The sequence below is a fragment of the Exiguobacterium sp. LL15 genome (genome assembly GCF_024436095.1).
Taxonomy (GTDB): Bacteria; Bacillota; Bacilli; order Exiguobacteriales; family Exiguobacteriaceae; genus Exiguobacterium_A; species Exiguobacterium_A indicum.
The window spans coordinates 1-25,914 of record NZ_JANFNX010000006.1; the positions used below are offsets into that span (position 1 = coordinate 1).

The window sequence follows — 25,914 nt, forward strand, 5'->3', positions numbered from 1 at the left end:
TGTATTCCGTAGAATACGATTTTTGCCTCATCGTTCAGTTTTCAAAGTTCGTCGTGTCGTTTTCAGCGACTTTAATATCTTAACAAGTTATCAACCCGATTGTCAACAACTTTTTTGATATTTATTTTTGTGTGTCACGACCATTCGCGGCACAAGAAGTAATATACCATGGCTTTTTAAATCGTACAAGCATTTTATTAGAAAAACATTTAAAAAGTTTTATTTACCCGTTTTTTGACTCGTTTATCCCTACATTGACTTCAAAAAGAACGCTCCGTTCCTTCTATAAGCTATAGAAGAAACGGAGCTCTACTCATTAATTTTGTTGGTGACGCATTGTCGGGAAGAGTAACACATCACGAATCGATGGCGCATTCGTCAACAACATGACGAGACGATCGATCCCGATGCCAAGACCACCCGTTGGCGGCATACCGTACTCGAGTGCTTCAATGAAGTCTGTATCCATTTCATGTGCTTCGTCGTTTCCTGCTTCTTTTTCGACGAGTTGTGCTTCGAAACGTTCACGTTGATCGATTGGATCGTTCAATTCCGTGAAGGCATTCGCATGTTCACGACGGACGATGAATAATTCAAAGCGATCCGTAAAGCGTGGATCCTCTGGATTTTTCTTCGCAAGTGGTGATACTTCAACAGGATGACCATAGACGAATGTTGGTTGAACGAGTGTTTCTTCTACTTTTTGTTCGAAGAACTCATTCAAGATATGTCCCGTCGTCATGTGTGACTGGACTTCAACACCGTGTTCATGCGCTAGTTCGAGGGCACGTTCGTTTGAAATCTGTTCAAAGAAGTCGACACCTGTCGCTTCTTTAACGAGATCTACCATGTGTGCTCGTTTCCAACCGACAGATAGATCGATGACGTCTTCTCCGTAAGTGACTTGTGTCGTACCGAGTACTTCTTGCGCGACGTGAGCGATCAGGTTCTCTGTTAAGTTCATGATGTCTTTATAATCCGCATACGCTTCATAGAGTTCGATCATCGTAAACTCTGGGTTATGGCGTGTTGAGATTCCTTCATTACGGAACACACGACCGATTTCGTAGACTTTCTCAAGTCCACCGACGATCAAACGTTTCAAATGGAGCTCGATCGCAATCCGCATGTAAAGCGTCATGTCGAGTGCATTATGATGCGTGATGAACGGACGAGCCGATGCTCCACCCGCAATCGTATGCAACATTGGTGTTTCGACTTCCAAGTATCCGAGGTTATCGAGATATTGACGAATTCCACGAATGACTTTACTCCGCGCGATGAATGTCTCACGTGATTCTTGGTTCGTAATGAGGTCGAGGTAACGCTGACGGTAGCGTTGTTCGATATCTTTTAATCCGTGATATTTATCCGGAAGCGGACGTAACGATTTTGTTAATAACGTAAATGCTGTAACGTGAACAGACAGTTCACCAACATTCGTTTTGAACACATATCCTTGAATTCCAACGATGTCACCTAAGTCACATGTCTTATAAATCTCGTACGCCTCTTCACCGATGTCATCTTTACGGACATACAACTGAATTTGACCTTGTACATCCTGAACATTCGTAAAGCCAACCTTCCCTTTACGACGTGTCGTCATGACACGACCCGCGATCGCAACTTCCGGTTTTAGTTCAGCTAATTCTTCTTTTGTATGTTCACCAAATGATGCACGAATGCTCGCAGTATCCGTCGAACGTTCAAAACGTGCGCCGAATGGATCGAGACCTTGTTCACGCATGGCGTTCATCTTACCGAGACGCACCTGCATTTGATCGTTCATTTCCATATCCTGACTCACTGTCTTCACTCCTTTTAATAATGGTTCACGACGATTCTCTCGAATAAAAAGCTGTCGGAATGACCGACAGCCCTTTTAGAAAACCGATACGCTCATCTTCAATGCAACTAGCGTACCACAAAACGACGCTGTCCGACTATACTTTACCTGTTAGGCATATGCTACGTCTTCTTCGAGTGTCTGCAAGTACTGCTGTAACAGTTCGACGAGTCCTGCGTGTGTGTCGATATTGAATAACGCATTGCGAACGCGACCGTTCCCCTTCATTCCTTTCAAATACCAGGCGACATGTGTCCGCATTTCGCGTACGGCGAGTTCTTCTCCCTTTAGCGCGACTAGTCGTGTGGCGTGTAAGAGACAGATATCAATCTTCTCACGCGCCGTCGGTTCTGCCGGAAGCGTTCCTGATTCGAGATACTGGATCGTCTGATACAACATCCACGGGTTCCCGAGAGCTGCCCGTCCGATCATGACACCGTCGACGCCGATCTCATCAATCATCCGTTTTGCATCTTGCGGCGTCTGAACATCTCCATTTCCGATGATCGGAATGTTGACCGCTTTTTTCGCTTCGCCAATGATGTTCCAGTCTGCGACCCCTTCATACTTTTGCGAACGTGTCCGCCCGTGGATGGCAACGGCTTTCGCACCACCCGCTTCTGCCGCTTTGACATTATCAACACAATAGATGTGATGACTGTCCCAGCCGGTCCGCATCTTAACAGTAACGGGTTTATCGATCGCTTGCGTCACCGCATGGACCATCTCATATACCTTATCCGGATCAAGCAACCATTTCGCTCCAGCATCACTTTTCGTGACTTTCGGGACCGGACAGCCCATGTTGATGTCAATGATATCGGCATTCGTGTTCGCTTCGACATATCGTGCCGCTTGAACGAGTGTCTCTTTTGAACCGCCATAGATTTGAAGGCTGAGCGGTTTTTCCCGTTCATCTACGTACAGCATCTGAAGCGTCCGTTCGTTTTCGTACAAGATCCCTTTATCGCTGACCATCTCCGCACAGACGAGTCCTGCACCAAACTCCTTTGCGATTAACCGAAACGCCGGATTACAGACGCCTGCCATCGGTGCCAAGATGACTTGATTCTTCAGTTTGACATCACCAATGTTAAATTCCATTATTGTTCCTCCGCTTCTAAAAGCCCACCTAACCGTCGTACACCGTTTCGTTCTGTCTCTGGTAACTGCTGATACAACTGCTCGACACTTTGCTCAAGACCGGGTATGACGCATGTTGCTGCGAGTTCACGTAATGGCGCAAGGACGAATGCCCGCTCTTGCATCCGCGGATGCGGAACGGTTAATCCTTCGAGGTCAATGCGTTCTTCCTCATATAGCAAAATATCTAAGTCAAGCGTTCGTGGTCCATTTTTGAACAAACGCTCGCGTCCTTCTAGCTGTTCAATTTCCTGCAGTCGCCCAAGTAAGACAGATGCCTCATCCGTCGTTTGAATCGCGACGACCATATTATAGAATAAATCCTGCTCGAGATACCCGACAGGTACCGTCTCATAAATGGAAGAGGTCTTTACGTCATGAACGGACGGTAATGCTCTCAGGCGAGCAATCGCTGCTCTTAAGTGAGCCGCTTTATCGCCGATGTTCGAGCCGAGTGCAATGTAAGCTTCCTTCATGCATAGTCCTCCCGAAGGCGATTGATCTCGACCGCCACATGTTCATAATGACCGGCAATCGGCGGATCCGGTTTGATGACCTTGATCGACGCTTCTTGAATTCGTTCGTCTAACGCAAATACTGCTTTTGCAATACGGTCCGCCAAGGCTTCGACGAGTTGGAGCGGTTCTCCTTCGACGACACGTTTCGTCGCTTCATACAATTCGGCGTAATTGACACTTTTCGTCAAATCATCCGTCCGACCGGCTTCTGCCAATGCAAGTCCGATCGATAAGTCGACATTGAAGCGTTGACCGAGTTTCGTCTCTTCTGCGAATACACCGTGGTACCCATAAAAACGCATTCCTGTTACATGAATTCGATCCACCGTTATTCCCCCTTCGTCGCAGCCAACATGATGTCCATCATCTGCGCTGCCCGTTTGACTTCTTTGACGTCATGCACACGCATCCAGTCACATCCTTGTTGAATTCCGTAACACACCGTCGCAATCGTTCCTTCGAGTCGTTCTTCTGTCGGTAATCCGAGCGCAAGTCCGATCATCGATTTACGGGACGTTCCGAGTAAAACCGGATACCCGAAGTCCGTTACGATCGATAGATGACGCATCAGGTACAAGTTCTCTTCATGCGTCTTCATGAATCCAATCCCAGGGTCGAGCCAAATATGCTCTTCCGCTACGCCTGCCTGTTTTGCTAACCGAATCGATTCCTCCAGGTCAGCCCGGACTTCTACCAGCATATCTGTCCCATGCGCCGTCTCCCGGTTATGCATCAAAATGATGGGTACTTTATACTGCGCAGCAACGTTGACCATCGAACGATCGCCCCACTTCGAGCCCCAAACATCGTTGATGATATCTGCTCCTGCTTCAATAGCAGCCTCTGCGACGACCGGTTTGTACGTATCGATCGATACGAGGACGTTCAGCTCTCGTTTGATGCGCTTGATGATCGGTAAAACACGGGTGAGTTCTTCTTCGACTGATACGAATGCTGCACCCGGTCGTGTCGATTCTCCACCGACATCGATTGCATCTGCTCCATCCGCGACGAGCTGACGCGCTTGTCGCATCGCTTGCTCGACATCGACATATTGTCCACCGTCCGAAAAGGAGTCCGGTGTCACGTTCAAGATACCCATGATGTAAGTCATCGTTGTTCTCTCCTTGTCGTCACCTGTTCGACGGATTGATCAAACAGCGTCATGATTTGTGCATATCCTGTTCCGTTGATTCCAGGGAAAGGGCGTCCGTCAAGTGACGAAATAGCGACCGCTTCCTGAACGGAATTCGTATAGATGATCTCATCTGCTTCTTCGAGCTGCGGTAAATAAGCCAAGCGTTCTTCGACCGGTACATATTGCATGAGGAACTGACGGGTAATCCCGTTCAGTGCACCGGTTTCAAGCGGTGACGTATACCATGTACTTCCGTAACGCCAAAAGATGTTTGACGTAATGCCCTCACAGACATGACCTTCCTTCGTCAAAAACAACCCTTCTGCTTCCGGATTGAACAATTGGCGTTTCGCCACTAGATTGTTCATGTAATGATGTGACTTCAAGCGGTAAGTCGTCTCCGGTGTACTGCGCGGTAAACGAATCGTCTCGAGTGCACGTTCCGCCCGTTTTCGCGGAGCGATTGGTTTCGCATAGATCAACACGGTCGGCGTGTCGTAAGGATCGATTGATAAACCGATCTCACGTGGACCGGCAGAGACGTTCAACCGAATGTATAAATCGTTCGCCCCATATGCCGCATATAAATCTTGGATCGCTTGCCGTAAGGCTTCCCGATCATATGCTAGCTGGATTCCGAGTGCGACACAACTCATCCGTAAGCGTTCAATATGATCATCGAACAAAAACGGATGTCCGTTATAGGTCCGAAACGTCTCGAATACACCCATCCCGTAGACGAATCCGTGATCGAGCGGGGAGATGCGTACTTCTTCTTCTCGTTTAATGGTTCCGTCATGCCAGAGATACATAATGCGTCAACTCCAAGAAATTTTTTAACATCTGCTTCCCGTCTCGCGTCAAAATCGCTTCCGGATGGAACTGGACACCGAGAATCGGCAACGTCCGGTGACGGAGTGCCATGATCTCCCCACCGGATTCCGCCGTCACTTCGAGCACTTCCGGGAATGTCTCGCGTTCAACGACGAGCGAGTGATAACGTGTCACCGGCGTCGCTTGTGGGATTCGTTCAAAGATGCCTTGTCCGTCATGCGTCAGTGGCGAGACTTTTCCGTGCATCAATTCCTTCGCGCGGACGACTTTACCACCGAATACTTGTCCAATCGCTTGATGACCTAAGCAGACCCCTAGTATCGGCACCTTCCCAGCAAAATAAGCAATCGCTTCTAGACTGATCCCCGCTTCATTCGGTGTACAGGGGCCCGGTGAGATGACCAGATGATCCGGTTGCAACGCTTCGATTTCCGCAAGGGTGATCGCGTCGTTGCGAAATACCCGGATGTCTTGCCCAAGTTCGCCGAAATACTGGACTAAGTTGTACGTAAAGGAATCATAGTTATCAATCAATACAATCATTGCGTTCCCTCCGCTGTTTCTTTTGTCACCCATAACGCTTTGGCTTTACTAAGTGACTCTTCGTATTCACGTGCTGCGTCCGAATCTGTGACGACTCCAGCACCTGCTTGAACATATGCCATCCCGTCTTTTGCGACGAGTGTCCGGATCAAGATATTGAAAATGACATCATCCGCCCAACTGATGAAGCCAAGCGACCCAGTATAGATACCGCGCTGGACCGGTTCCAGTTCTTCAATGATTTCCATCGTCCGGATTTTTGGTGCGCCAGTGATCGTACCACCTGGGAACATCGCAGCGAGCACCTGACTCCCAGAGTGTTCCGGAGCTACTTCCCCTCTGACGTTTGAGACGATGTGTTGTACGTGCGAGTATTTCTCGATCACCATCAGCTCATCGACATGAACCGTACCATAACGACTGACGCGTCCTAAATCATTGCGCTCTAAATCAACAAGCATCACATGCTCTGCCCGTTCTTTTTCATTATCGAGTAAGGTTTTCGCAAGTCGTAAATCCTCCGCTTCATCCTTCCCGCGCGGCCGTGTTCCGGCAATCGGACGTGTCGCTAACGCATCACCGATTTTTTCGACGAGCAACTCGGGTGAGGCGGACACGAGTGTTAAATCTTCATCCGCAAAGTAACCCATGTATGGAGAAGGATTGACTTGTCGTAATACATCATACAAATGTTCCGCTGTCGTCCCAAGCGGTTCCTGTTGACGGACGGACAAATTAACTTGGAAAACGTCACCGTCCTCAATATAGGATTTAATCCGGTGTGCCGCTGTCATGAACGCTTCCTGCCCGAAAGCCCGTTCTCGCTCACCTGATAAACCAGTCGGTGTAAATTGAGGTGCATCCGTCTCGATGCACCAACGCGCGACTTCCGTTTCAAGAACTCGCTCTGCTTCTTCTGCCGTGTCTCGTGTCACGGCAATGAACAATTGCTTCGTTTCTTCATCAAACACGGCGACTTCATCGTACCAGTAAAATGATAGATCGGGTGTTTGCAAATCATCCATCGCTCGTTCAGGTAGCTTTTCTAAATAACGGACGGCATCATAACTGACATATCCGGCAAACCCACCAAAGAACGGTGGCATTCCATCCGGTCGGACTGATTCACGGTCGACGCGAAGTCGTTCGAGTACATCAAACGGATTCGCCGTCGATGTCTCGACTTTTCCATCTGTCTCAATCGTCGTCGTTCCGTCCTTTGTCCGAACGTATCCGACAGGACGAGTCGCCGCCATCGTATACCGGCCGATTCGACCGCTTTCGAGCCAGACGTGTCCCGTTTTGCCATTCGTCTGTTCAACATATCGATTGTAAAATTGTTCTTTCGTCCATGGTACTGCTTTGTATTTCGTCTGTCGCATACGCGTCCCCCACTTCACACTATTCTGCTCTCATTATACGCAAAAAAGTACACGGAAGCTGAATGACTTCCGTGTACGTCCAGTTGATTACTTCGATTGGTCTGCTTCTTCCTCGATTTGATACAGCGGTGTACTTAAGTACCGCTCCCCATTCGAAGGAATGATCGCGAGAACGTTTTTCCCTTTACCGAGACGTTTCGCTGTCTTGAGCGCTGCTGCAATCGCAGCACCTGACGAGATACCGCCTAAGACACCATTCGTCTTCGCTGCTCGGCGTGCGTAATCGAATGCTTCTTCCGTCGTGATTTGCTCAACACCATCATAAATCTCTGTATCGAGAATCGACGGCACGAATCCAGCACCGATTCCTTGCAGTTTGTGTGGTCCCGGTTTACCACCTGATAAGACCGGTGAATCCGTTGGTTCGACGGCAATGATTTCAATCCCTTGGAAAGCATCACGTAACACTTTACCAGCACCGGTGATCGTTCCACCCGTTCCAATTCCCGCGATGAACGCATCGAGTTGCATGCCTTCGAACGCTTCGACGATTTCAGGACCTGTCGTTTTTTCATGAACGACTGGATTGGCACCGTTATTGAATTGTTGCGGCATGAAGTAACCGTGTTCTTCTGCTTCCGCTGTCGCGCGAGCGATCGCACCCTTCATCCCTTCAGGACCCGGAGTCAGAATCAATTCCGCACCATAGGCGCGAAGCAACGTCCGGCGCTCCATGCTCATCGTTTCCGGCATGACGAGGATGGCGCGGTACCCTTTCGCCGAAGCGACCATCGCGAGTCCGATTCCTGTGTTCCCACTCGTCGGCTCGATGATCGTGTCTCCTTCTTTGAGTTGACCCGCTTCTTCTGCGGCCTCAATCATAGATAACGCGATCCGGTCTTTTACGCTTGATCCAGGGTTCATGTACTCCAATTTCAGATACACATCTGCATCCTCAGGACCCGTTAGATGATGTAACTTGACGATCGGGGTGCGACCGACTAAATCTAATACTGAATTCGCAATACGCATGACCATTCCTCCTCATTAGTGAACCGCTTGAATTCCAAGTAATCCGATAAACTAATTATCAGCGGACTGGATGAAATCTGTCAATCAAAGCGTTTGACTTCCGGCTTTTTTCCATCCTTCGTCTGGCGTTCGACCGCTTCTTGAATCAAACGATCAATCGTCTGTTTTTCCTGTTCCGTTCGCATCGTCTGATAGACCATCGCGCGCGTGATTTTCTCATCACCGACTTCGGCGACGACATCCTCGAGCGGACCACCGATGCTGTCTTGAACGATTTTAGGAGAATCGACCTTTGGGAGCTCACCCATGAAGGCGTAAGCACCGGTCATGAAATTCGTCAACATTAAGATGAAGATCAACATCCACAAGTACTTAGGTTGTACATTCCCCATATTCGATCCCTCTTATGCTCTTTCGAGTGATTTTTCGCGAAGTTCCTCTAATTCTGGAACATCATAGTGATAATGCTCTGAACAGAAGTGACAAACAGCTTCCGCACCACCATCTTCATCAATCATCGCTTGAATCTCATCTGGTCCAAGGGCAATGATTGCTGTCGCTAATTTGTCACGGTCACACGTACATTCGAATGATACTGGAATCGTATCAAGATGTTCGTAGTCACCGAGAACGAGTTCTAACATTTCTTCTGGTGTTTTTTCCTCACCGACGAGAATCGAGATCGGTTTAAGGGCTCCAACACGTTTTTCGAGTGCTGCAATCGTCTCTTCCGATGCACCTGGCATCAATTGAACGATCAAGCCACCTGCTGCGATAACTGATTCGTCTTCTGGATAAACGAGAACGCCAGCCCCAACGACCGATGGGCTTTGTTCCGATACAGCGAAGTAATACGTAAAGTCTTCGCTGATCTCACCTGTTTGAATCGGCGATTGACCACCGACGAAGTCACGTAACCCGAGGTCTTTGATGACAGAGATGTTTCCGCGACCGACCGCTTCACCGACTTTTAGTTTCGTCAGACCATCTGCATTGACATACGTATCCATCTCGACACGGGGACGACTCACATATCCACGTACGACACCTTTTGCGTCGGCATCGACGATGATTTTCCCAATCGGTCCATCGCCTTCGACTTTTAATGTGACACGTGTATCGCCTTTTTGCATCGTACCCATCATTGCACCGATCGTCAGTGTCCGACCGAGCGCTGCTGTGACGACAGGTGTCGTCTGGTGGCGCAGTTGTGCTTCATAGACCGTCTTCGTCGAACGGATTGCAAACGCACGGACTTCTCCATTGAAGCCTAACGCCCGTACTAAATAGTCATCTTTTAATTGTGCTAATAATTCTTCACGTTTCATCTTGATTCCCTCACTTATTTCGTTCGTAGATAATCCGTAATCCATCTAACGTCAAGAATGGATCGACGATCTCAATCATCGTGGATTCCTCGCTGATTAATCGGGCTAAGCCGCCGGTCGCAATGACCTTCGCTTCTCCCATTTCTTCTTTCATCCGGTGAACGAGTCCGTCCACCTGTGCCACATATCCGAAATAGGTCCCCGACTGCATCGCATGGATCGTATTCCGTCCGATGGCTGACTGCGGTTTCGCGATTTCGATTCGCGGCAATTTTGCTGCCTTATTATAGAGTGCCTCGGTTGCAACCATCACACCGGGTGAGATGATGCCGCCGTAATACCGTTTTTGTGCATCGATGTAACAATACGTCGTCGCTGTTCCGAAATCGACGATGATCATCGGTCCCTCGTATTTCGCCGTCGCTGCTACCGCGTTGACGATTCGATCGGCTCCCACTTCTCGTGGATTATCGACTTTTAAATCGAGTCCTGTCTTGATTCCTGGTCCAATCAAGAACGGACGGCGTTTAAAGTAACGCACACACATATTTTCTAGTGGAAACACGACGGGGGGTACGACAGATGATAACACGATTCCCTCGATTTCTTCCACGTTTAGCTCTGCGTCACGGAACAACGCTTTGACGAGCATACCGTATTCGTCCGTCGTCCGTGTCCGGTCTGTCGCAATCCGCCAATGCTCAATCAACTCTTGTCCTTGATAGACACCTAAGACGATATTCGTATTTCCGACATCGATGACTAAAATCATTTGCTTATTTCCCCGCTTCTTCTCAATTTTCATGCTTCGATTGTATTCCGTTGTTTCACGATCGGAACTATATACGTTGTGATTATACCATGCTCGTATGGTCACACCTACCGATGTGTATTCGCTCGGTCTGCCACAAAAAAGAACGGATTCGATATCAATCGAATCCGTTCCATCCGTTTACACTTGATCGTCGCGACGCGGCGTATCTGGTGTATCCGTATCTACATTTTTCCCTTCGTCAACGACTGAACCCATTTGCGTTGGAGACTCTGTCGGTTGATCAACAGTTGCATCTGTCGATTCCGGTGCTTTCTCTTCTGCTTTTGGAGTCATTGCTTCTGGTTCATGTTTTTTGTATTCGCCCGTCTCTAGGAGGTGGTGAATTTGTTTTTGATCGAGTGTTTCGACTTCAAGCAATGTCGTTGCAATCAAGTCGAGCTGATCGCGCTTCTCAGTCAGGATATCTTTCGCTTTTTGGTAACAGCGGTTGATGATCGCTTGGATTTCCGTATCGATCTCGTGTGCGATTGCATCCGAGTAGTTCTGTTCGTTTTGGAAATCACGGCCGAGGAAGACGTTACCGCTTTGACCTGATCCGAATTGAAGCGGTCCGAGTTTTTCACTCATCCCAAACTCCATGACCATTTTCCGTGCAAGACCTGTCGCACGCTGGAAGTCATTGCTTGCCCCAGTCGAGACTTCTCCGAAGACGATATCCTCTGCGACACGACCACCGAGCAATCCAGTAATCTTATCTTCGAGTTCCGGCTTCGTCATGAAGTAACGATCTTCTTTTGGCAACATGACGACATATCCGCCCGCGTTTCCGCGAGGAACGATCGTTACCTTGTGTACTTCATCCGCATCGTCGAGCGTGACACCGATGATTGTATGTCCAGCTTCGTGCCATGCGACGATCTTTTTCTCTTTCGGCGAGATGATCCGGCTCTTCTTCGCTGGTCCAGCGATGACGCGGTCAATCGCTTCTTCGAGGTCAACGATCGAGACTTTATCACGGTCTGCCCGAGCGGCAACAAGTGCTGCTTCGTTTAGAAGGTTTTCAAGATCCGCACCTGAGAATCCAGGTGTTCGTTGTGCGATCGCTTTTAAATCAACCGTTGAATCGAGCGGTTTATTCCGCGCGTGAACCTTCAAGACTGCTTCACGACCGATGACATCTGGACGGTCAACCGTGATTTGACGGTCAAAACGACCTGGACGGAGTAAGGCTGGGTCAAGAATATCAGCACGGTTCGTTGCTGCGATCATGATGATGCCTTCGTTTTCACTGAATCCATCCATCTCAACGAGAAGTTGGTTCAATGTCTGCTCACGCTCATCGTGTCCACCACCGAGACCTGCGCCCCGTTGACGACCGACAGCATCGATTTCATCGATGAAGATGATACATGGTGCATTTTTCTTCGCGTTTTCGAACAAGTCACGGACACGTGATGCCCCGACACCGACGAACATCTCAACGAAGTCAGAACCTGAAATCGAGAAGAATGGTACGCCAGCTTCACCAGCTGCGGCACGCGCGAGCAACGTCTTACCTGTACCTGGAGGACCTACGAGGAGGACCCCTTTCGGAATACGAGCACCGAGTTTCGCGAATTTACGCGGATCTTTCAAGAATTCAACGACTTCGACGAGTTCTTGTTTCTCTTCGTCTGCGCCGGCTACATCATCAAACGTAATCTTTTTCTTCTCTGTGTCATAGAGGCGTGCCTTCGATTTCCCGAAGTTCATGACGCGACCGCCACCACCGCCACCTTGTGCTTGATTAATCAAGAAGAAGAAGAGGATGAAGATGATGATGAATGGAACGATCGTCGTCAGTAACGCGATCCAACCACCATTCGTTTCTGCTGCCTTAAAGTCCAATTTGACTCCTTGGCTTTTCAATTGCGTATAAAGATCCGTTAGTTCCGTATCAACAGCCGGTACGACCGTCTCATACGTTGAATCTTTTTCACGCAAATCTCCTGTCACATTATACGTCTGCCCTTCGTATTGGAAGGTAGCCGTCTTGATTTCACCTTTTTCAACAGACTCGACAAACTGTGTGTAATTGATTTCTTTGCTTTTGTTCACTGGACTCTGCAAGTATTGCAGAAACAAGATCAAAGCTAGAAAAATGACCCCAAACACGAGGGTATTCTTCACTGCTCGGTTCATCTTATGCCTCCTCTCCGCATCCATCTCGTTTTTCTAGTGGATGAATACGAATCCTGGCGCGACAGGGCGCGCTTTGTAATTGGTTTCATCTTATCATGGGACAGACGAGATTAAAAATAATTAGCCACCGTAGACTGCAGGTTTCAAGACACCTACATATGGAAGGTTACGATACTTCTCTTCGTAATCCAGACCATAACCGACAACGAATTCGTGTGGAATGACGAAGCCGCTGTAATCTGCGTGCAAGTCATTCTTCCGTCCTGTTGGTTTGTCGAGCAACGTCACGATCTTAACGGACTTCGCTTTCCGGTACTTAAAGAGATCGACAAGGTAACCAAGCGTCAATCCGCTGTCGATAATATCTTCGACAATCAAGATGTCGCGTCCTTCTACCGATGTGTTCAAATCTTTTTCAATCTTGACTTCACCTGTTGATGTTGTCCCACCGTGATACGTTGAAACGTCCATGAAGTCCATTTCAAGGTGCATATCCATCTTTTTCACAAGATCAGACATGAACGGCATTGCGCCTTTTAAGACGCACACAAGCAACGGAAAACGATCGTGATAATCCGCTGTCAATTCGCCGGCAAGTTCGCCCACTTTATTTTGGATCTCTTCTTCTGAAATCAGTACTTTTTCCATATCGTTCATCAAGGTCATGCTAGGTATTCCTCCTCCATAATAAACACTACATTACCATTCTATCATTAAATAAGATTTTGCGAGGAGTTCAAATGACCCGAATATTGCAATTCGATGTCCAATGACGGCTAAAATCACTCCATTTGCATCGACGACGACCGGAACCTGTTCCCGGAGATAACGCGGAACCTTAGCATCAATCAGAATTCGACTGACTTTTTTCGATCCTACTGCAAGCTGAATCCGATCTCCTGGACGAGGCGGACGTACCGTCAATGGGAACGCAATCGCGTCCAGCGGGATACCTTGATTTCCGATTGAGAAGCGAACCATTTGTTCACCATAATGATACGTTCCCAAATTCTCCCCTACTTGAAACGATAAATCGTCATTCATTGACCGTATCACACGATCCTGCATCAAAAAGCCATATGCACGTCGCATCCTCCAGTTTCCATAATACACTTCGTCTGAGCCCTTATCCACCCGAAGCCATGTAACAAAGTGACGAATCACATCCGAAGAAAACATTTCTCCCGTTAATGTCGGCAAAACAAGCCGCTGTAAATCCGTCGGTAATTCTAAAATACGTGCGACCGGAATTCCGTTCGCTTCCTTACACCGTTCGAGATAGGTCGCGACGAATGCCGCCTGTTCACGGATGATTTGCTGTCGCGCATGTGCTGCCGCTGCCGTTGCCTGTTCAAACTCAGGACGCATGTCTCGGAGTGATGGAACAATCGTATGCCGGATTTGATTACGCAAATAAGTAGTTTCTGCATTTGACGCATCTTCTCGCCATGGAACTTCATGTTGCAACGCATACTCGCGTAATGTTTGCTTCGATTCATGTAGCAACGGTCGATGCAACCAACCGTTACCAAACGGACGAACGACGGGAATACCATCAACCTGCGCTTCTCCACGTATGAGCTGAATGAGTAGCGTCTCAATTTGATCGTCTTGATGATGGGCGAGAATCAGACGCGAACGCCCGGTCTCTTCCATGATTCGTTCAAAAAACGCATATCTCTCTTCGCGACAAGCTGCTTGAGAGCTCGTACGTCCTGTCCATTCTAAACGCGTCATGAAAAAAGATATCTTTCGGGTCGTTGCCCACTCCTTAATAAAGCACGCTTCTTCGTCGGACGCCTCTCGTAATCCATGATGCACATGCGCAATCGCGATATCGTAGCCCTCTTTGTACAACTGATCGACGAGTACCATCGAATCACAACCTCCCGAAACACCTACTAAAAGTGGTTCGAACGGCACACCTTCCATAACGATTTCCCCCTTTCCGTTAAAACCTAAAAAAAGCTATCTCTATATAATAGAGATAGCTTTTGAGAATGACCCGTACGGGATTCGAACCCGTGTTACCGCCGTGAAAGGGCGGTGTCTTAACCGCTTGACCAACGGGCCAAAAAAATATGGTAGCGGCGGAGGGAGTCGAACCCACGACCTCACGGGTATGAACCGTACGCTCTAGCCAGCTGAGCTACACCGCCATATTTTTAACTCGTGCGTCTTAAGCACATTTTCTATAATACGGGCAGGTCAAATGAAAGTCAACGCTTTTTCTAAAAATAATTTCAAAAAAATAAAAGATGGAATGAACGGCGTCATTCCATCTCTATTCTTATAAAGAACAGGTCAGCAAGTTATTGACGTTTTGCGCCGCGTCCGCCACGTTTTGAATCCGTTTGACGTTTCAATGTAGCAAGACGATCTTCACTATCTTTCAGGAAACTAGACATCAGCGTATCGAACGATTGTTCTTTGCGCGGTGGTGGTGTACCACGGCCGCCTTTGTTGAAGCCTCCACGGTTACCGCCTCCACGTGGTCCTTTGTTATCGAACGAACGTGGTCCACGATCTTGTCCTGCTGGACGTGGTCCACGGTCGAACTGACGTGCAGGACGAGGACGTTCGCCTTCTGGACGATCGACGGCTTTTTTGATGGAAAGACCGATCTTACCATCGTTTTCAACACTTAAGACTTTGACGGTGATTTCTTGACCAACCGTCAACACATCATTGATGTCTTTAACGTAAGAATCTGCCACTTCACTGATGTGAACAAGACCAGTTTTCCCTGTTGGTAACTCAACGAACGCTCCGAAATTCGTGATGCCTGTTACTTTCCCTTGCACTTTGCTGCCTACTTCAATCGACATAAATTGTATTGCTCCTTTTTAGTTGATTCGTTTCTTATTATACGAGTGATTCATTCTTTTTTCAATCAATCGGCAACCTTCAATTAGTCTTCCGGTGAAAAGTAGAAGATCGTTTCCCCTTTTTTCGAATAGAGCAACTCGCTTCGAGCTAAGTTCGCTACATACTCTTTATCATTGAGACGATTGATTTCTTCCTTCAGACGGGCGGTCTCTTTTTTTGCTTTCGTCTGCTCTTGTTCGGCGACTTGAAACGACTGCTTTTGTTCAGCGATCAATTGCCGTTTCTCCATGTATGACCACCCCATGAGGGAAAAGATGAGTAAAAAGACGGTCAGACACAGGAAAAAGCGATTTTTGAGACGTCGACGGTTTTCGATGGCATTCTGACTCAACTGCTTTTTACGGTCATTGAGCGGCTTGATCTTTGGCGCAGGACGCCCTGATTCGAGCGGTGTTGGCATATCATCCCTCCTCTTTCTGAGTGGTCACCCCTGACACTCTTTAGTATACTTCCTTTTTCCGGTAAATTACATTGATTCTTCGGAATTCACCTTTTCTTCACGGATGATCTCATACATATCAGATGCTTCTTCTTTTTTGGCATGTTCTTTAATGCTCGAAATCGCAACCGTGACGATCTTGTTTCCGAACCGAATCGTCATCTCATCACCTGCTGCTACCGTGCTACTTGCTTTCGCCACATTACCATTGATTGTAATCCGACCTTGATCGGCTACTTCTTTCGCAAGCGTCCGTCGTTTGATCAGACGCGATACTTTTAAAAATTTATCAAGTCTCATGACTGTTCCTCCTGCTTCGCTTGATGCCAGAGTGAATCTTGCTCTTCAAGCGTCATCTCAACGAGCGGTCGATCCGCTAGCTGTTCCATTCGCGTAAAGCGACGGATGAATTTATCGTTCGTCTGTTGTAGCCCCTCTTCTGCCGAGAGACCAAGGTATTTCCCAACGAGTGTTATCGAAAACAGAACGTCTCCGAATTCACCTAGTCGTTCTTCTGGTGCGGCTTCCTTCAATTCACGTAACTCTTCGATTACTTTTTCAAGTGCACCCTCGACGTCACTCCATTCAAAACCGACTTTCGCCACTTTCTTTTGAATATCTTCTGCGCGCATCAAGGCAGGTGCCCCTTTAGTTACGCCATCGAGCAAGGAAGTTCGCTCCGGTTTTTCTTGTGCTTTAATGTCTTGCCAGTTCGAAACGACGTCTGCTGAAGAATCGACAATCGTTTCTCCGAAGACGTGTGGATGACGACGAATCATCTTATCACTGACGCTTCCGATGACATCTCGAATGTCGAAATACCCTTCATCTAGACCAATTTGTGCGTGGAGCATGACCTGTAAAAGGACGTCTCCTAGCTCTTCTATCATTAAGTTATCGTCCTGAAGGTCGATTGCTTCCAGTAATTCGTAAGATTCTTCGATTAAATGACGTTTTAAGGACTCATGTGTCTGCTCTTGATCCCATGGGCAACCGCCTTCACCACGTAACCGTGCGACAATCTCTTTTAATGTCGCGAAGTCACGGTTCAGCGTCTGCTCATCCGTAACAGGTGGTACGTAGACTGTCGTCAAGTTACTGAGCGTCGTCACATGATCGAGTTCATACAACGGCACGCTTTGGACAGTTTGTTTGCTTGTACCCGCTGCTGTGACCAGAGTGACGAGATGTTCGTCCGGATAACGTTCCATCAGCTGAACCTTTAAATCACCGGCGACGAGCGCATCATAGACTTGTCCAATCAGCAAATGTTGACGGATCTGCGCTTCATCGACGGTAAACGCCGTCGCATCAAGCAACTGAAATCCTTCAATCGGATCCACGCCAAGCGCGGCGAACATCGGATCAAGAAAACTTTGTCCGCCTACAACGTCGACCGCGTCCGTCCGCTCTAATAACTGCTGGACGGTACTCTCAGCGACCAGTGGATGACCTGGGACGGCATAGATGATGTCCGTCGTCTTTGAGAGGCGAAGCAATTCCTCAACGATTTCTGTGTATACGTCTTCAAACCGACTATGTCGTTCGTAAACCGAGTCAAATGATGTAAAGTTCATTCCCTCTGCTGCGAGTTCTGAAACGACTGGATGATCCATTGTCCGTAAATAGACAGGCTGTGTCGTGTTTTTTAATAATCGATAGATGCCAAACGGCAATTGTTCGAGTTCGCCGACGCCAAGGCCGACGATCGTGATTCGGTGTGTCATATACTCCTCCTACGTTGGTACATCTGATATAACTTATCTCCTAAAGGCAATAGCGCCCACTCTTGTGCTGTTAATGCACGAACGCGTAATGCCATACTGCCATAAATGATGGCACCACCGACGACAAGGACGCCGACTTCGAGTGCCGCACCGATTCGTGTCTCAAGCTCAAACAGCCGGAAGAACGTTTCGATCAGGTACAGAAACACACTCATGGCGAGCACAGGTAAGACCAGTCGTCGGTAGAACGCGTTTCCTGCCGATACGCGACCGAACTTCCGGTTCAATAAAATCCATTGTGCTGTCGCCATGACGGCAAAACCGCCAAATGTCGCCATACCCGCCCCGATCATACCATATCGGGGAATGAAATAGAGATTCAGAACGAGCTTCGCCCCTAATCCGACAAGAACACCAACGAGCGCATATTTTTCAGCATCGACCGACTGGAGACAAGAGATGATCATCATCGCAATCGAAGCGGCAAATGCCGTCGCCGCGAGCCAAATCAACCCTGCTGTTCCCTGGTCATCTTGATACAACGCAATATTGAGCGGACGCATCACACCCATTAGTCCGATTGTCGCTGCAGCGGCAATCAATAGACCGGAACGGAGTAATGTCTCGAGTTGTTGACGCATCATCTGCGGATCATGCTTTCGATATGCGGTTGATAAGGATGGAACACTCGCAAGACTCATCGACGTCGCAAAGAGAATCGCGAATTGCAGTAACGGATACCCACGGTCGAGCACCCCTTTTTCAATTTTCGTCTCTGTCGTATTGCCAAGTAGATTGACGAACGTCAATCCATCGATCAATTGCATCAGTAACAAGGCAAGTGAGGCGATACTGACCGCCACCCCGCTTGTCACGAGCACCTTCCCGACCCGCCGTACATGAATACCTGAAAACACAGGACGACCAATCTTCCCTTTCGCAAAACGCAACAGGACGAATAACGAAACGATGCTGCCGCCAATCGCTGTCAGATGGGCACTGGCACCAATCCAGTAAGGGTCCGCCTGCATCGAGACGCCGATATAGGTCACGAGCAACAAGAGTCCGACACGGACGGCATTTTCAGAGACTTGGGATACAGCCGTCGGTCGCATCTCGAGATCTGCTTGAAACATGCCTCTAAGAACGGCAATCACAGGTAGTAAATAAAACGTACACGTGACGGCTCGCAACGGAACAACGAGTTTATCGTCTCCAAACCAACCCGCCAGTGTCGGGGCAATCCACCATCCGAACAGACCAAAGAAGACCGTCATCGCAAGTAAGACGTACAAAATCGACCATAAAACTTCTCGTTTTTCATCTGGATGATGGAGCGTCAACTTCGCCACGATGACGGGCAGCGCATAAATACCTAGCGCTGCCGCTATCGCGAATAAGGGATAGACCGTCTGATAGACGTACAGTCCGAAGTCACCTGCAAGGTTCTGATACGGAATCCGGTAAAAGAAGCTGAGCAGTTTCGAGATATAACTAGAGATCGCAAGCAGTGCTGCGCCTTGCGCAATCGTTCGTCTATTCATCGTGCGACGAGCCGACGATCAAGCTCTGCTAGCAACTGTTCTGCTTGCATCGTCATCTGTTGCGTCGACTGCTTGTTGCGGTTGAGCGTCAAGACGAGTTTCTGTTCTTGTTGCCCCATCCCTAGACCACGTCCAAGCGGAACGGTCCATTTGACGAAATCCGCCACATCCAGCTGCTGTGTTGATTGAAGTGACAAGACGATCTCGATTTTCGGATCGGTTTGTTTGACGCGCTCGACACGCGCTCGTTCAGCAAAAATCCGCATCCGTGTCAATTGGATCAAACGAGCAACCTCATCCGGGAACTCACCGAATCGTTCGAGCATCTCTGTTTCAAGTTGTTCGAGACTATCGACGGTATCGACATATTTCAAGCGTTTATAAAATTCGATTTTCAGCTCGGAGTCCGTCATGTAGTGCGATGGAATATACGCATCAAGACTGAACGTGAACTCAGGTACGAATTTCTGGACGCGTTTTTTGCCCTTCATCCGTTCTTTGCGTTCTTCAACCGCTTCTGCCAGCATCTGCGAATAAAGATCGAAACCAACAGAGTCGATGAAGCCCGATTGTTGGGAACCGAGTAAGTTCCCGGCGCCACGAATCGATAAGTCACGCATCGCAATTTTAAAGCCGCTACCGAGCTCCGTGAATTCCTTGATCGCTTGCAGTCGACTTTCTGCAACTTCCGTCAATCGTTTTTGCGGACGGTACGTAAAGTACGAATAGGCGACGCGACTTGAACGACCGACACGACCGCGCAATTGATACAGTTGGGATAGTCCCATTTGATCCGCGTCATGAACGATCAACGTATTGACATTTGGAATATCGATTCCTGTCTCGATGATCGTCGTACTCACAAGAACATCTGCATCCCCTTCGAAGAACGCGATCAACTGACTTTCGAGTTCGGTTTCCGTCATCCGACCGTGCGCCGTGACGATCCTCGCTTCCGGTACGAGCGCGCGAATTTCTTCTGCCTTTCGCTCGATACCTTCGACCCGGTTATACAGGAAGAACGCTTGTCCACCACGGCCGAGTTCTCGTTCGAGCGCTTCGCGCATGACGATTCCGTCGTATTCCATGACGTATGTCTGAACCGGATACCGGTTTTCCGGCGGTGTCTCAAGGACCGAGAGATCACGGATCCCGATCATCGACATGTGCAATGTCCGCGGAATCGGTGTCGCTGTCAACGTCAAGACGTCAACGTTCGTCTTCAACTGTTTCAGACGTTCTTTGTGTTTCACACCGAATCGTTGCTCTTCATCAATGATCAATAATCCGATATCAGCAAACTGGACGTCTTTCGACAGCACACGGTGTGTCCCGACGACGACATCGATCGTTCCCTCTTTTAGACCTTGTTTCGTCGCCTTTAATTCTGCTGGCGAACGGAACCGGCTCATGACCGACACACGAATCGGCCATTCACTAAATCGCTCAAGCATCGTTTCGTAGTGTTGTTGTGCAAGGACGGTCGTTGGTACGAGTAACGCGACTTGTTTTCCAGACATGACCGCTTTGAACGCTGCTCGAATCGCAACTTCCGTTTTCCCGTATCCAACGTCGCCACATAATAGACGATCCATCGGACGCGGACGTTCCATATCCTTCTTGATCTCGGCAATCGATCGTAATTGATCGACCGTTTCCTCATACGGGAACGAAGCCTCGAATGCTTGCATGTTATCGTCGTCCTCTGGGAACGCAAAACCGACGGCAGCCTCGCGAGCCGCATAGAGCTTGATCAACTCATCAGCAATATCCTCGACCGATTTCTGGACTTTCGCTTTGACCTTTTTCCATTCCGTCCCGCCGAGTTTATAGATCTTCGGCTCTTTCCCTTCAGCCCCGACATACTTTTGAATCAAGTCGATCTGATCGACAGGAACATACAAAGAGTCCTCTCCCGCGTAAACGAGATGGAGATAGTCCTGATGATTACCGGCTACATCAATCGTCTTGATGCCGTGGTACCGACCAATCCCATGATGAATATGAACGACGTAATCGCCTGTCTTCAATTCTTGGTAGCTCTTAATCCGTTCAGCGTTCGTCAGCTTCGTCGTTTGCTTCCGGCGACGCGCTGGTTGCTTGAAGACTTCTTCTTCCGTGATGACGACGAGACGCGCATTCGTCATCTCGAATCCACCATGAATTCCCCCAATCAGGATTGCTGGTTGACCACGAGTGATGCCTTCTTTCGTTACGATCGAGGCTTCGACCCCATAATCGGATAACGTCTGACGCATCCGCTCGGCACGTTCTCGGTTACTCGCTAAGAAAACCATCCACATGTCAGCGCGACGATATCGCTCGACTTCTTGCTTCAGGCGTTCCATCTGACCATGGAACGGTGCAATCGGTTTGATGCTGAAATGGATTGCCGCACTTTCCGGTACCCCGCTCCGACGAGTCGGTAGGAGCGAGAGATACAACAATGGTTGTCCTTCAAAGACATGTGCCATCGGAACGGACAGGACGTAATCACTGACGCTTTGTCCGCGTTCAATGAGAGACGCCATCCATTCTGCTTCCTCTGCATCCTGGACTTCCGCCGCTTCTTCGACCCGTGCGACTTCATCGACGATCAAGACGCTTCCCGTCACGTCTTGACGTAACGTCGACGTGTAGAGGATCGGTGCATACTTCGCGAACTGTTTCGGACGATCGCCGTTTTCTAGCAACTCGACGTCATAAGCAATTCCCTCTTCAAGTGCCGCGAGGACTTCCGTACTTTGGACGCGCTCTTTCGTCGCCTCATAAAGACGACGGACTTTTTCACCCGCGTCCTTCAACTGATCCTTCGTCGCGAAATGTTCCGCCGCTGGCATCAAACATGCTTCTGCGACGACACCGAGTGAGCGTTGTGTCTCCGCATCGAATGTATAGATCGAGTCGACTTCCTCGTCGAATAGATCGAGCCGGTATGGACGTTCGACCGTGAGCGGATAAATATCGATGATACTTCCGCGAACAGCAAACTCACCAGGTGTCGTCACGGTCGCTGTCCGTTCGTACCCCGCATCGACTAAATCTTGGACGAAGTCCGGAATCGATAAGATGTCGCCCGGCTTCACTTGTTTGACGTGTGACAGGAACGTCTGTGCATCCGGAACATATCGGCGTAAACCGACGAGCGGAATGATCAAAATTCCGTCGTCCGTCGTCAGTAAACGATGACGGGTCTCGATCCGCGTCGCCCGCAGTTCTGGACTTGCGCCATAAGAAAGTTCTGCTGCTAACGTCTCATCGACCGGATAGAGCATGACGTCTTCTTCCGGTACAAGTTCAATCAAATCATCGTGCAGTTTTTGTGCTTGGAACATATTATGTGTCACGAGTACGAATCGACGTTTCGTCTCCTGATAAATCCCGGCGACGAACAATGCTTTCCCACTGTTCATCAGACCGGTGATCAACTGAGCGTTGACACCGTCCCGGAAGCGTTCCCGAACCGTCTTGATTTCAGGAATCGCTAGTAAGAGTTCTTGTAATTGTTTCATCTTCTTCCTCCTAAAACACGACAGCAAAAACGCTTTGGAACCCCAAAGCGTTGCGTTCAGTTATACCGATTCATCAAAGCGAGAAACGGTGTGTCTATGAAGTCTGTCGCTACATCGACAGACGCATTGAGTACGTGTTGCAAACTTCCTTGTTCTGCCTTCGAAAAATTCATTAACACCCAGTCAATGACTTGGATGGGTGCCGGTGGTCGACCGACGCCGAGCTTAAGACGCTTGATCTCCTGCGTACCGAGGTGCTGGATCAACGACTTGACGCCGTTATGACCGCCTGCACTGCCTTTTGAACGCAACCGTAGTTTCTCAAGCGGCAAGTCCAGATCGTCATAGATGACGAGCACATCTTCGACCGCAATTTTATAGAAATCAAGTAACGGTCGCACCGCTTCACCTGATAAGTTCATATACGTCAATGGCTTGACGAGCACGACACGTTCTCCGTTTATCATTCCCGTTCCGAAGAGGGCTTTAAACTTCGATTCTGAAAGCTTGATCCCGTGCTTCTCCGCTAAGGCATCAATCGCAAGAAAACCGATGTTGTGGCGCGTATTCGCATACTTCGCTCCAGGATTCCCTAATCCGACGATACATTTCATATCGATTCCTCATTTCTATTTAAAAAAGTAAACGAACAAGGGTCCGATTTCAATAAACCGGACCACGTCGTTCGTATGCATCAAGCAATCAGCTGAAGAGCGGGCTGATTGATTTCTGTTCGTGTACACGGATGATTGCTTCTGCAAGCAAGCGTGCTACAGAGATTTGTTTGATTTTGCTTGCACATTCGCGTTGTGTCAAGTCGATCGTGTTCAAGACGACGAGTTCTTCGATCGCTGAGTTCTCGATCCGTTCCATTGCTGGACCCGAAAGAACAGGGTGTGTACAACATGCATAGACTTGTTTCGCTCCGTTTTCGATCAAAGCGTTCGCTGCAAGTGTGATCGTACCCGCTGTATCGATGATGTCATCGATGATGATGGCAATCTTGCCATCGACTTGACCGACGATGTTCATGACTTCTGCGACGTTCGGTTTCGGACGGCGTTTGTCGATGATCGCGATCGGTGCTTTTAATTGTTCTGCTAATTTACGTGCCCGTGTGACACCGCCATGGTCTGGAGAAACGATGACGAGTTCGTTTGGATCGATGTTCTTTTTCTCGAAGTATGAAGCGAGAAGCGGTACACCCATCAATTGATCTACTGGAATATCGAAGAACCCTTGGATTTGTGCTGCATGGAGATCCATCGTCACGACGCGTGTCGCCCCTGCTACTTCAAGCAAGTTCGCAACGAGTTTCGCCGTGATTGGCTCACGTGAACGTGCTTTGCGGTCTTGACGCGCATAACCGTAATACGGAATGACGACGTTGATTGTCCGTGCAGACGCCCGTTTCAGTGCATCGATCATGATGAGAAGTTCCATCAGGTTTTCGTTGACTGGTTGGCTTGTCGATTGAATGATGTAAATATCATCCCCTCGGACACTTTCTTCGATGTTCATCGAAATTTCGCCATCACTGAAGTGTTTGACTGAACTTTCGCTGACCGGGATTCCGATGACTTTAGCGATTTCCTCTGCCAGTGGTTTGTTCGAGTTGAGTGCGAAAATACGAATTTCATGTTCTAAGACAGTAGACATGTGTAGGTGGCCTCCATTTGTTTGGGTTTAGACGAGTAGAGCGACAAGTAATGAATTAACGATAATCGGGTTTCGTCGTTTGACGTTCCCGTGCGATCGCGAGACCGTTTTCCGGCACATCATCCGTGACGGTTGATCCGGCAGCAACAAGGGCGTTCTTTCCGACCGTGACCGGTGCGATCAAGTTGACGTTACAGCCGATGAAGGCATCGTCCTCAATGATCGTTTGGAATTTATTTTTTCCATCGTAGTTGACCGTGATCGATCCACAACCGAGATTGACGTTCTCTCCGATCGTCGCATCTCCGACATAGCTCAGGTGGGCTGATTTGCTACCTTCACCGAATGTTGATTTCTTGATCTCAACGAAGTTTCCGACGCGTGTGTTCGCCCCGAGAACTGCTTGTTGACGTAAATGCGCGAATGGACCGACTTGCGCTGCTGGACCAATTTTGCTGTCCGTGACGACGGATTGACGAACAATGGCACCATCTGCCACTTCACTGTTACGGATATCCGAGTTCGGACCAATCGTACATTCTGAACCAATGACCGTCTGACCGAGTAATTGCGTTCCCGGATAAAGAACAGTATCTGAACCAATCGTGACATCCGGTCCGATATACGTCGAAGACGGATCAACGAACGTGACACCTTGACGCATCCAGTACTCGTTCGTCCGCTTGCGCATCGATGTTTCCGCTTGCGCAAGTGCGACGCGATCGTTGACACCAATTGTCTCTTCGAACGTAGGTGCCGCATACGCTGCGATTGTTTCGCCTGCTGCCTTTGCAATCTCAATCACGTCTGGTAAGTAATACTCACCTTGCGCGTTATCGTTCTTGACCTGCTTCAGCGTCGCGAACAACATCTCATTATCAAAGACATACGTACCAGTATTGATTTCACGAATCGCGAGTTCTTCTGCATTCGCATCCTTATGCTCGACGATTTTCGAGACGTTTCCGTCTTCACCGCGTACGATTCGTCCGTAACCAGTCGGATCGTCAGCGAGTGCCGTCAAGACAGTCACTTTTGCGTTCGTCTCCGTATGATGTTGTAACAATGAAGCTAATGTCTCGCTCGTCAAGAGCGGTGTATCGCCGCAGACGACGAGTGTCGCTCCCTGTTCGTTCCCAAGTACGGGTTCTGCCATTTGAACAGCATGTCCTGTGCCAAGCTGCTCACTTTGAAGTGCGTATTCCACCGATGTGCCAAGCACTTCTTTGACGGATTCCGCACCGTGACCGACGATGACGACCTGTCGCTTGACGCCGAGCGTCGCTAATTGATCGACGACGTGCTGTACCATAGGTTTCCCAGCGACTGGGTGAAGTACTTTGTAAAGCTTCGATTTCATCCGAGTTCCTTTACCCGCTGCTAGAATTACCGCGAAATGATTCATCCTTGTCGCTCCTCCA

The 25,914-nt window shown here is 48.7% G+C and carries 24 protein-coding genes and 2 tRNA genes; all 26 read right to left on the reverse strand.

Annotated features, from left to right (window positions below; translation table 11 throughout):
* Nucleotides 1–316: 316 nt before the first annotated feature.
* The 26 genes from lysS to glmU all read right to left on the reverse strand — a co-directional run bounded on the left by lysS (nt 317) and on the right by glmU (nt 25,898).
* On the reverse strand, nt 317–1,798 hold the full coding sequence (gene lysS / locus NOM72_RS15760; RefSeq protein WP_145981747.1) for a lysine--tRNA ligase: 1,482 nt from the start codon (nt 1,796–1,798) through the stop codon (nt 317–319).
* Nucleotides 1,799–1,960: 162 nt separating this feature from the next.
* Nucleotides 1,961–2,953, reverse strand: coding sequence for a tRNA dihydrouridine synthase DusB (gene dusB, locus NOM72_RS15765; RefSeq protein ID WP_023466575.1), 993 nt, complete (start codon nt 2,951–2,953; stop codon nt 1,961–1,963).
* Complete coding sequence (folK, locus tag NOM72_RS15770; RefSeq protein WP_023466573.1) at nt 2,953–3,468, reverse strand: 2-amino-4-hydroxy-6-hydroxymethyldihydropteridine diphosphokinase; 516 nt, start codon at nt 3,466–3,468, stop codon at nt 2,953–2,955. Before folK ends, dusB begins: the two co-directional genes overlap by 1 nt.
* Entirely contained in the window at nt 3,465–3,836 is a 372-nt protein-coding gene (folB, locus tag NOM72_RS15775; RefSeq protein WP_023466572.1) for a dihydroneopterin aldolase, read from the reverse strand. The genes folK and folB overlap by 4 nt, the downstream gene beginning before the upstream one ends.
* A gap of 2 nt (nt 3,837–3,838) precedes the next feature.
* Nucleotides 3,839–4,624, reverse strand: coding sequence for a dihydropteroate synthase (folP, locus tag NOM72_RS15780; RefSeq protein WP_255999450.1), 786 nt, complete (start codon nt 4,622–4,624; stop codon nt 3,839–3,841).
* Nucleotides 4,621–5,460 (reverse strand): aminotransferase class IV, encoded by an 840-nt coding sequence (locus NOM72_RS15785; protein ID WP_023466569.1) that lies wholly within the window; start codon nt 5,458–5,460, stop codon nt 4,621–4,623. Before NOM72_RS15785 ends, folP begins: the two co-directional genes overlap by 4 nt.
* Nucleotides 5,444–6,025, reverse strand: a complete 582-nt coding sequence (locus NOM72_RS15790) for an anthranilate synthase component II (RefSeq protein ID WP_023466567.1) — start codon at nt 6,023–6,025, stop codon at nt 5,444–5,446. Before NOM72_RS15790 ends, NOM72_RS15785 begins: the two co-directional genes overlap by 17 nt.
* Nucleotides 6,022–7,407 carry an anthranilate synthase component I family protein gene (locus NOM72_RS15795; protein ID WP_255999451.1) on the reverse strand — a complete coding sequence of 462 codons (1,386 nt, stop codon included), beginning with the start codon at nt 7,405–7,407 and terminating at the stop codon, nt 6,022–6,024. The genes NOM72_RS15790 and NOM72_RS15795 overlap by 4 nt, the downstream gene beginning before the upstream one ends.
* A gap of 87 nt (nt 7,408–7,494) precedes the next feature.
* A complete protein-coding gene (cysK, locus tag NOM72_RS15800) occupies nt 7,495–8,439 on the reverse strand; it encodes a cysteine synthase A (protein ID WP_255999452.1) in 945 nt (314 codons plus the stop codon).
* An 80-nt stretch (nt 8,440–8,519) separates the two neighbouring features.
* The gene (locus NOM72_RS15805) at nt 8,520–8,831 is read right to left on the reverse strand and encodes a SurA N-terminal domain-containing protein (protein ID WP_023466564.1); all 312 of its coding nucleotides are present in this window, start codon (nt 8,829–8,831) and stop codon (nt 8,520–8,522) included.
* Between the two features lie 12 nt (nt 8,832–8,843).
* Complete coding sequence (gene hslO / locus NOM72_RS15810; protein ID WP_023466563.1) at nt 8,844–9,767, reverse strand: Hsp33 family molecular chaperone HslO; 924 nt, start codon at nt 9,765–9,767, stop codon at nt 8,844–8,846.
* Nucleotides 9,768–9,777: 10 nt separating this feature from the next.
* Complete coding sequence (locus NOM72_RS15815; RefSeq protein ID WP_035399500.1) at nt 9,778–10,539, reverse strand: type III pantothenate kinase; 762 nt, start codon at nt 10,537–10,539, stop codon at nt 9,778–9,780.
* A 180-nt stretch (nt 10,540–10,719) separates the two neighbouring features.
* Nucleotides 10,720–12,723, reverse strand: coding sequence for an ATP-dependent zinc metalloprotease FtsH (gene ftsH, locus NOM72_RS15820; protein WP_075643142.1), 2,004 nt, complete (start codon nt 12,721–12,723; stop codon nt 10,720–10,722).
* Nucleotides 12,724–12,843: 120 nt separating this feature from the next.
* Complete coding sequence (gene hpt / locus NOM72_RS15825) at nt 12,844–13,389, reverse strand: hypoxanthine phosphoribosyltransferase (protein WP_023466560.1); 546 nt, start codon at nt 13,387–13,389, stop codon at nt 12,844–12,846.
* Nucleotides 13,390–13,422: 33 nt separating this feature from the next.
* A complete protein-coding gene (gene tilS, locus NOM72_RS15830) occupies nt 13,423–14,655 on the reverse strand; it encodes a tRNA lysidine(34) synthetase TilS (RefSeq protein ID WP_255999453.1) in 1,233 nt (410 codons plus the stop codon).
* Between the two features lie 69 nt (nt 14,656–14,724).
* Nucleotides 14,725–14,796, reverse strand: a tRNA-Glu gene (locus NOM72_RS15835).
* 9 nt (nt 14,797–14,805) lie between these two features.
* Nucleotides 14,806–14,882, reverse strand: a tRNA-Met gene (locus NOM72_RS15840).
* Nucleotides 14,883–15,035: 153 nt separating this feature from the next.
* Nucleotides 15,036–15,551 (reverse strand): S1 domain-containing RNA-binding protein, encoded by a 516-nt coding sequence (locus tag NOM72_RS15845; protein ID WP_023466558.1) that lies wholly within the window; start codon nt 15,549–15,551, stop codon nt 15,036–15,038.
* Between the two features lie 83 nt (nt 15,552–15,634).
* A complete protein-coding gene (locus NOM72_RS15850; RefSeq protein ID WP_023466557.1) occupies nt 15,635–16,012 on the reverse strand; it encodes an FtsB family cell division protein in 378 nt (125 codons plus the stop codon).
* Nucleotides 16,013–16,078: 66 nt separating this feature from the next.
* Entirely contained in the window at nt 16,079–16,351 is a 273-nt protein-coding gene (locus tag NOM72_RS15855; RefSeq protein WP_023466556.1) for an RNA-binding S4 domain-containing protein, read from the reverse strand.
* On the reverse strand, nt 16,348–17,778 hold the full coding sequence (gene yabN / locus NOM72_RS15860) for a bifunctional methyltransferase/pyrophosphohydrolase YabN (RefSeq protein WP_023466554.1): 1,431 nt from the start codon (nt 17,776–17,778) through the stop codon (nt 16,348–16,350). Before yabN ends, NOM72_RS15855 begins: the two co-directional genes overlap by 4 nt.
* Nucleotides 17,775–19,322: a putative polysaccharide biosynthesis protein gene (locus NOM72_RS15865; RefSeq protein WP_023466552.1), complete on the reverse strand. Its 1,548-nt coding sequence runs from the start codon at nt 19,320–19,322 to the stop codon at nt 17,775–17,777. The genes yabN and NOM72_RS15865 overlap by 4 nt, the downstream gene beginning before the upstream one ends.
* On the reverse strand, nt 19,319–22,834 hold the full coding sequence (gene mfd, locus NOM72_RS15870; RefSeq protein ID WP_255999454.1) for a transcription-repair coupling factor: 3,516 nt from the start codon (nt 22,832–22,834) through the stop codon (nt 19,319–19,321). Before mfd ends, NOM72_RS15865 begins: the two co-directional genes overlap by 4 nt.
* A 56-nt stretch (nt 22,835–22,890) precedes the next feature.
* Entirely contained in the window at nt 22,891–23,448 is a 558-nt protein-coding gene (pth, locus tag NOM72_RS15875) for an aminoacyl-tRNA hydrolase (protein ID WP_023466549.1), read from the reverse strand.
* A gap of 88 nt (nt 23,449–23,536) precedes the next feature.
* Nucleotides 23,537–24,493 carry a ribose-phosphate diphosphokinase gene (locus NOM72_RS15880; RefSeq protein WP_012368955.1) on the reverse strand — a complete coding sequence of 319 codons (957 nt, stop codon included), beginning with the start codon at nt 24,491–24,493 and terminating at the stop codon, nt 23,537–23,539.
* Between the two features lie 55 nt (nt 24,494–24,548).
* The gene (glmU, locus tag NOM72_RS15885; protein ID WP_023466548.1) at nt 24,549–25,898 is read right to left on the reverse strand and encodes a bifunctional UDP-N-acetylglucosamine diphosphorylase/glucosamine-1-phosphate N-acetyltransferase GlmU; all 1,350 of its coding nucleotides are present in this window, start codon (nt 25,896–25,898) and stop codon (nt 24,549–24,551) included.
* Nucleotides 25,899–25,914: the final 16 nt, after the last annotated feature.

Excerpts from the sequence above, each read along its gene's own strand:
- lysS (WP_145981747.1), bottom strand. The coding sequence starts at position 1,798 with ATGGAAATGAACGATCAAATGCAGGTGCGTCTCGGTAAGATGAACGCC.
- dusB (WP_023466575.1), bottom strand. The coding sequence starts at position 2,953 with ATGGAATTTAACATTGGTGATGTCAAACTGAAGAATCAAGTCATCTTG.
- folK (WP_023466573.1), bottom strand. The coding sequence starts at position 3,468 with ATGAAGGAAGCTTACATTGCACTCGGCTCGAACATCGGCGATAAAGCG.
- folP (WP_255999450.1), bottom strand. The coding sequence starts at position 4,624 with ATGACTTACATCATGGGTATCTTGAACGTGACACCGGACTCCTTTTCG.
- NOM72_RS15785 (WP_023466569.1), bottom strand. The coding sequence starts at position 5,460 with ATGTATCTCTGGCATGACGGAACCATTAAACGAGAAGAAGAAGTACGC.
- NOM72_RS15790 (WP_023466567.1), bottom strand. The coding sequence starts at position 6,025 with ATGATTGTATTGATTGATAACTATGATTCCTTTACGTACAACTTAGTC.
- NOM72_RS15795 (WP_255999451.1), bottom strand. The coding sequence starts at position 7,407 with ATGCGACAGACGAAATACAAAGCAGTACCATGGACGAAAGAACAATTT.
- cysK (WP_255999452.1), bottom strand. The coding sequence starts at position 8,439 with ATGCGTATTGCGAATTCAGTATTAGATTTAGTCGGTCGCACCCCGATC.
- NOM72_RS15805 (WP_023466564.1), bottom strand. The coding sequence starts at position 8,831 with ATGGGGAATGTACAACCTAAGTACTTGTGGATGTTGATCTTCATCTTA.
- hslO (WP_023466563.1), bottom strand. The coding sequence starts at position 9,767 with ATGAAACGTGAAGAATTATTAGCACAATTAAAAGATGACTATTTAGTA.
- NOM72_RS15815 (WP_035399500.1), bottom strand. The coding sequence starts at position 10,539 with ATGATTTTAGTCATCGATGTCGGAAATACGAATATCGTCTTAGGTGTC.
- ftsH (WP_075643142.1), bottom strand. The coding sequence starts at position 12,723 with ATGAACCGAGCAGTGAAGAATACCCTCGTGTTTGGGGTCATTTTTCTA.
- hpt (WP_023466560.1), bottom strand. The coding sequence starts at position 13,389 with ATGACCTTGATGAACGATATGGAAAAAGTACTGATTTCAGAAGAAGAG.
- tilS (WP_255999453.1), bottom strand. The coding sequence starts at position 14,655 with ATGGAAGGTGTGCCGTTCGAACCACTTTTAGTAGGTGTTTCGGGAGGT.
- NOM72_RS15845 (WP_023466558.1), bottom strand. The coding sequence starts at position 15,551 with ATGTCGATTGAAGTAGGCAGCAAAGTGCAAGGGAAAGTAACAGGCATC.
- NOM72_RS15850 (WP_023466557.1), bottom strand. The coding sequence starts at position 16,012 with ATGCCAACACCGCTCGAATCAGGGCGTCCTGCGCCAAAGATCAAGCCG.
- NOM72_RS15855 (WP_023466556.1), bottom strand. The coding sequence starts at position 16,351 with ATGAGACTTGATAAATTTTTAAAAGTATCGCGTCTGATCAAACGACGG.
- yabN (WP_023466554.1), bottom strand. The coding sequence starts at position 17,778 with ATGACACACCGAATCACGATCGTCGGCCTTGGCGTCGGCGAACTCGAA.
- NOM72_RS15865 (WP_023466552.1), bottom strand. The coding sequence starts at position 19,322 with ATGAATAGACGAACGATTGCGCAAGGCGCAGCACTGCTTGCGATCTCT.
- mfd (WP_255999454.1), bottom strand. The coding sequence starts at position 22,834 with ATGAAACAATTACAAGAACTCTTACTAGCGATTCCTGAAATCAAGACG.
- pth (WP_023466549.1), bottom strand. The coding sequence starts at position 23,448 with ATGAAATGTATCGTCGGATTAGGGAATCCTGGAGCGAAGTATGCGAAT.
- NOM72_RS15880 (WP_012368955.1), bottom strand. The coding sequence starts at position 24,493 with ATGTCTACTGTCTTAGAACATGAAATTCGTATTTTCGCACTCAACTCG.
- glmU (WP_023466548.1), bottom strand. The coding sequence starts at position 25,898 with ATGAATCATTTCGCGGTAATTCTAGCAGCGGGTAAAGGAACTCGGATG.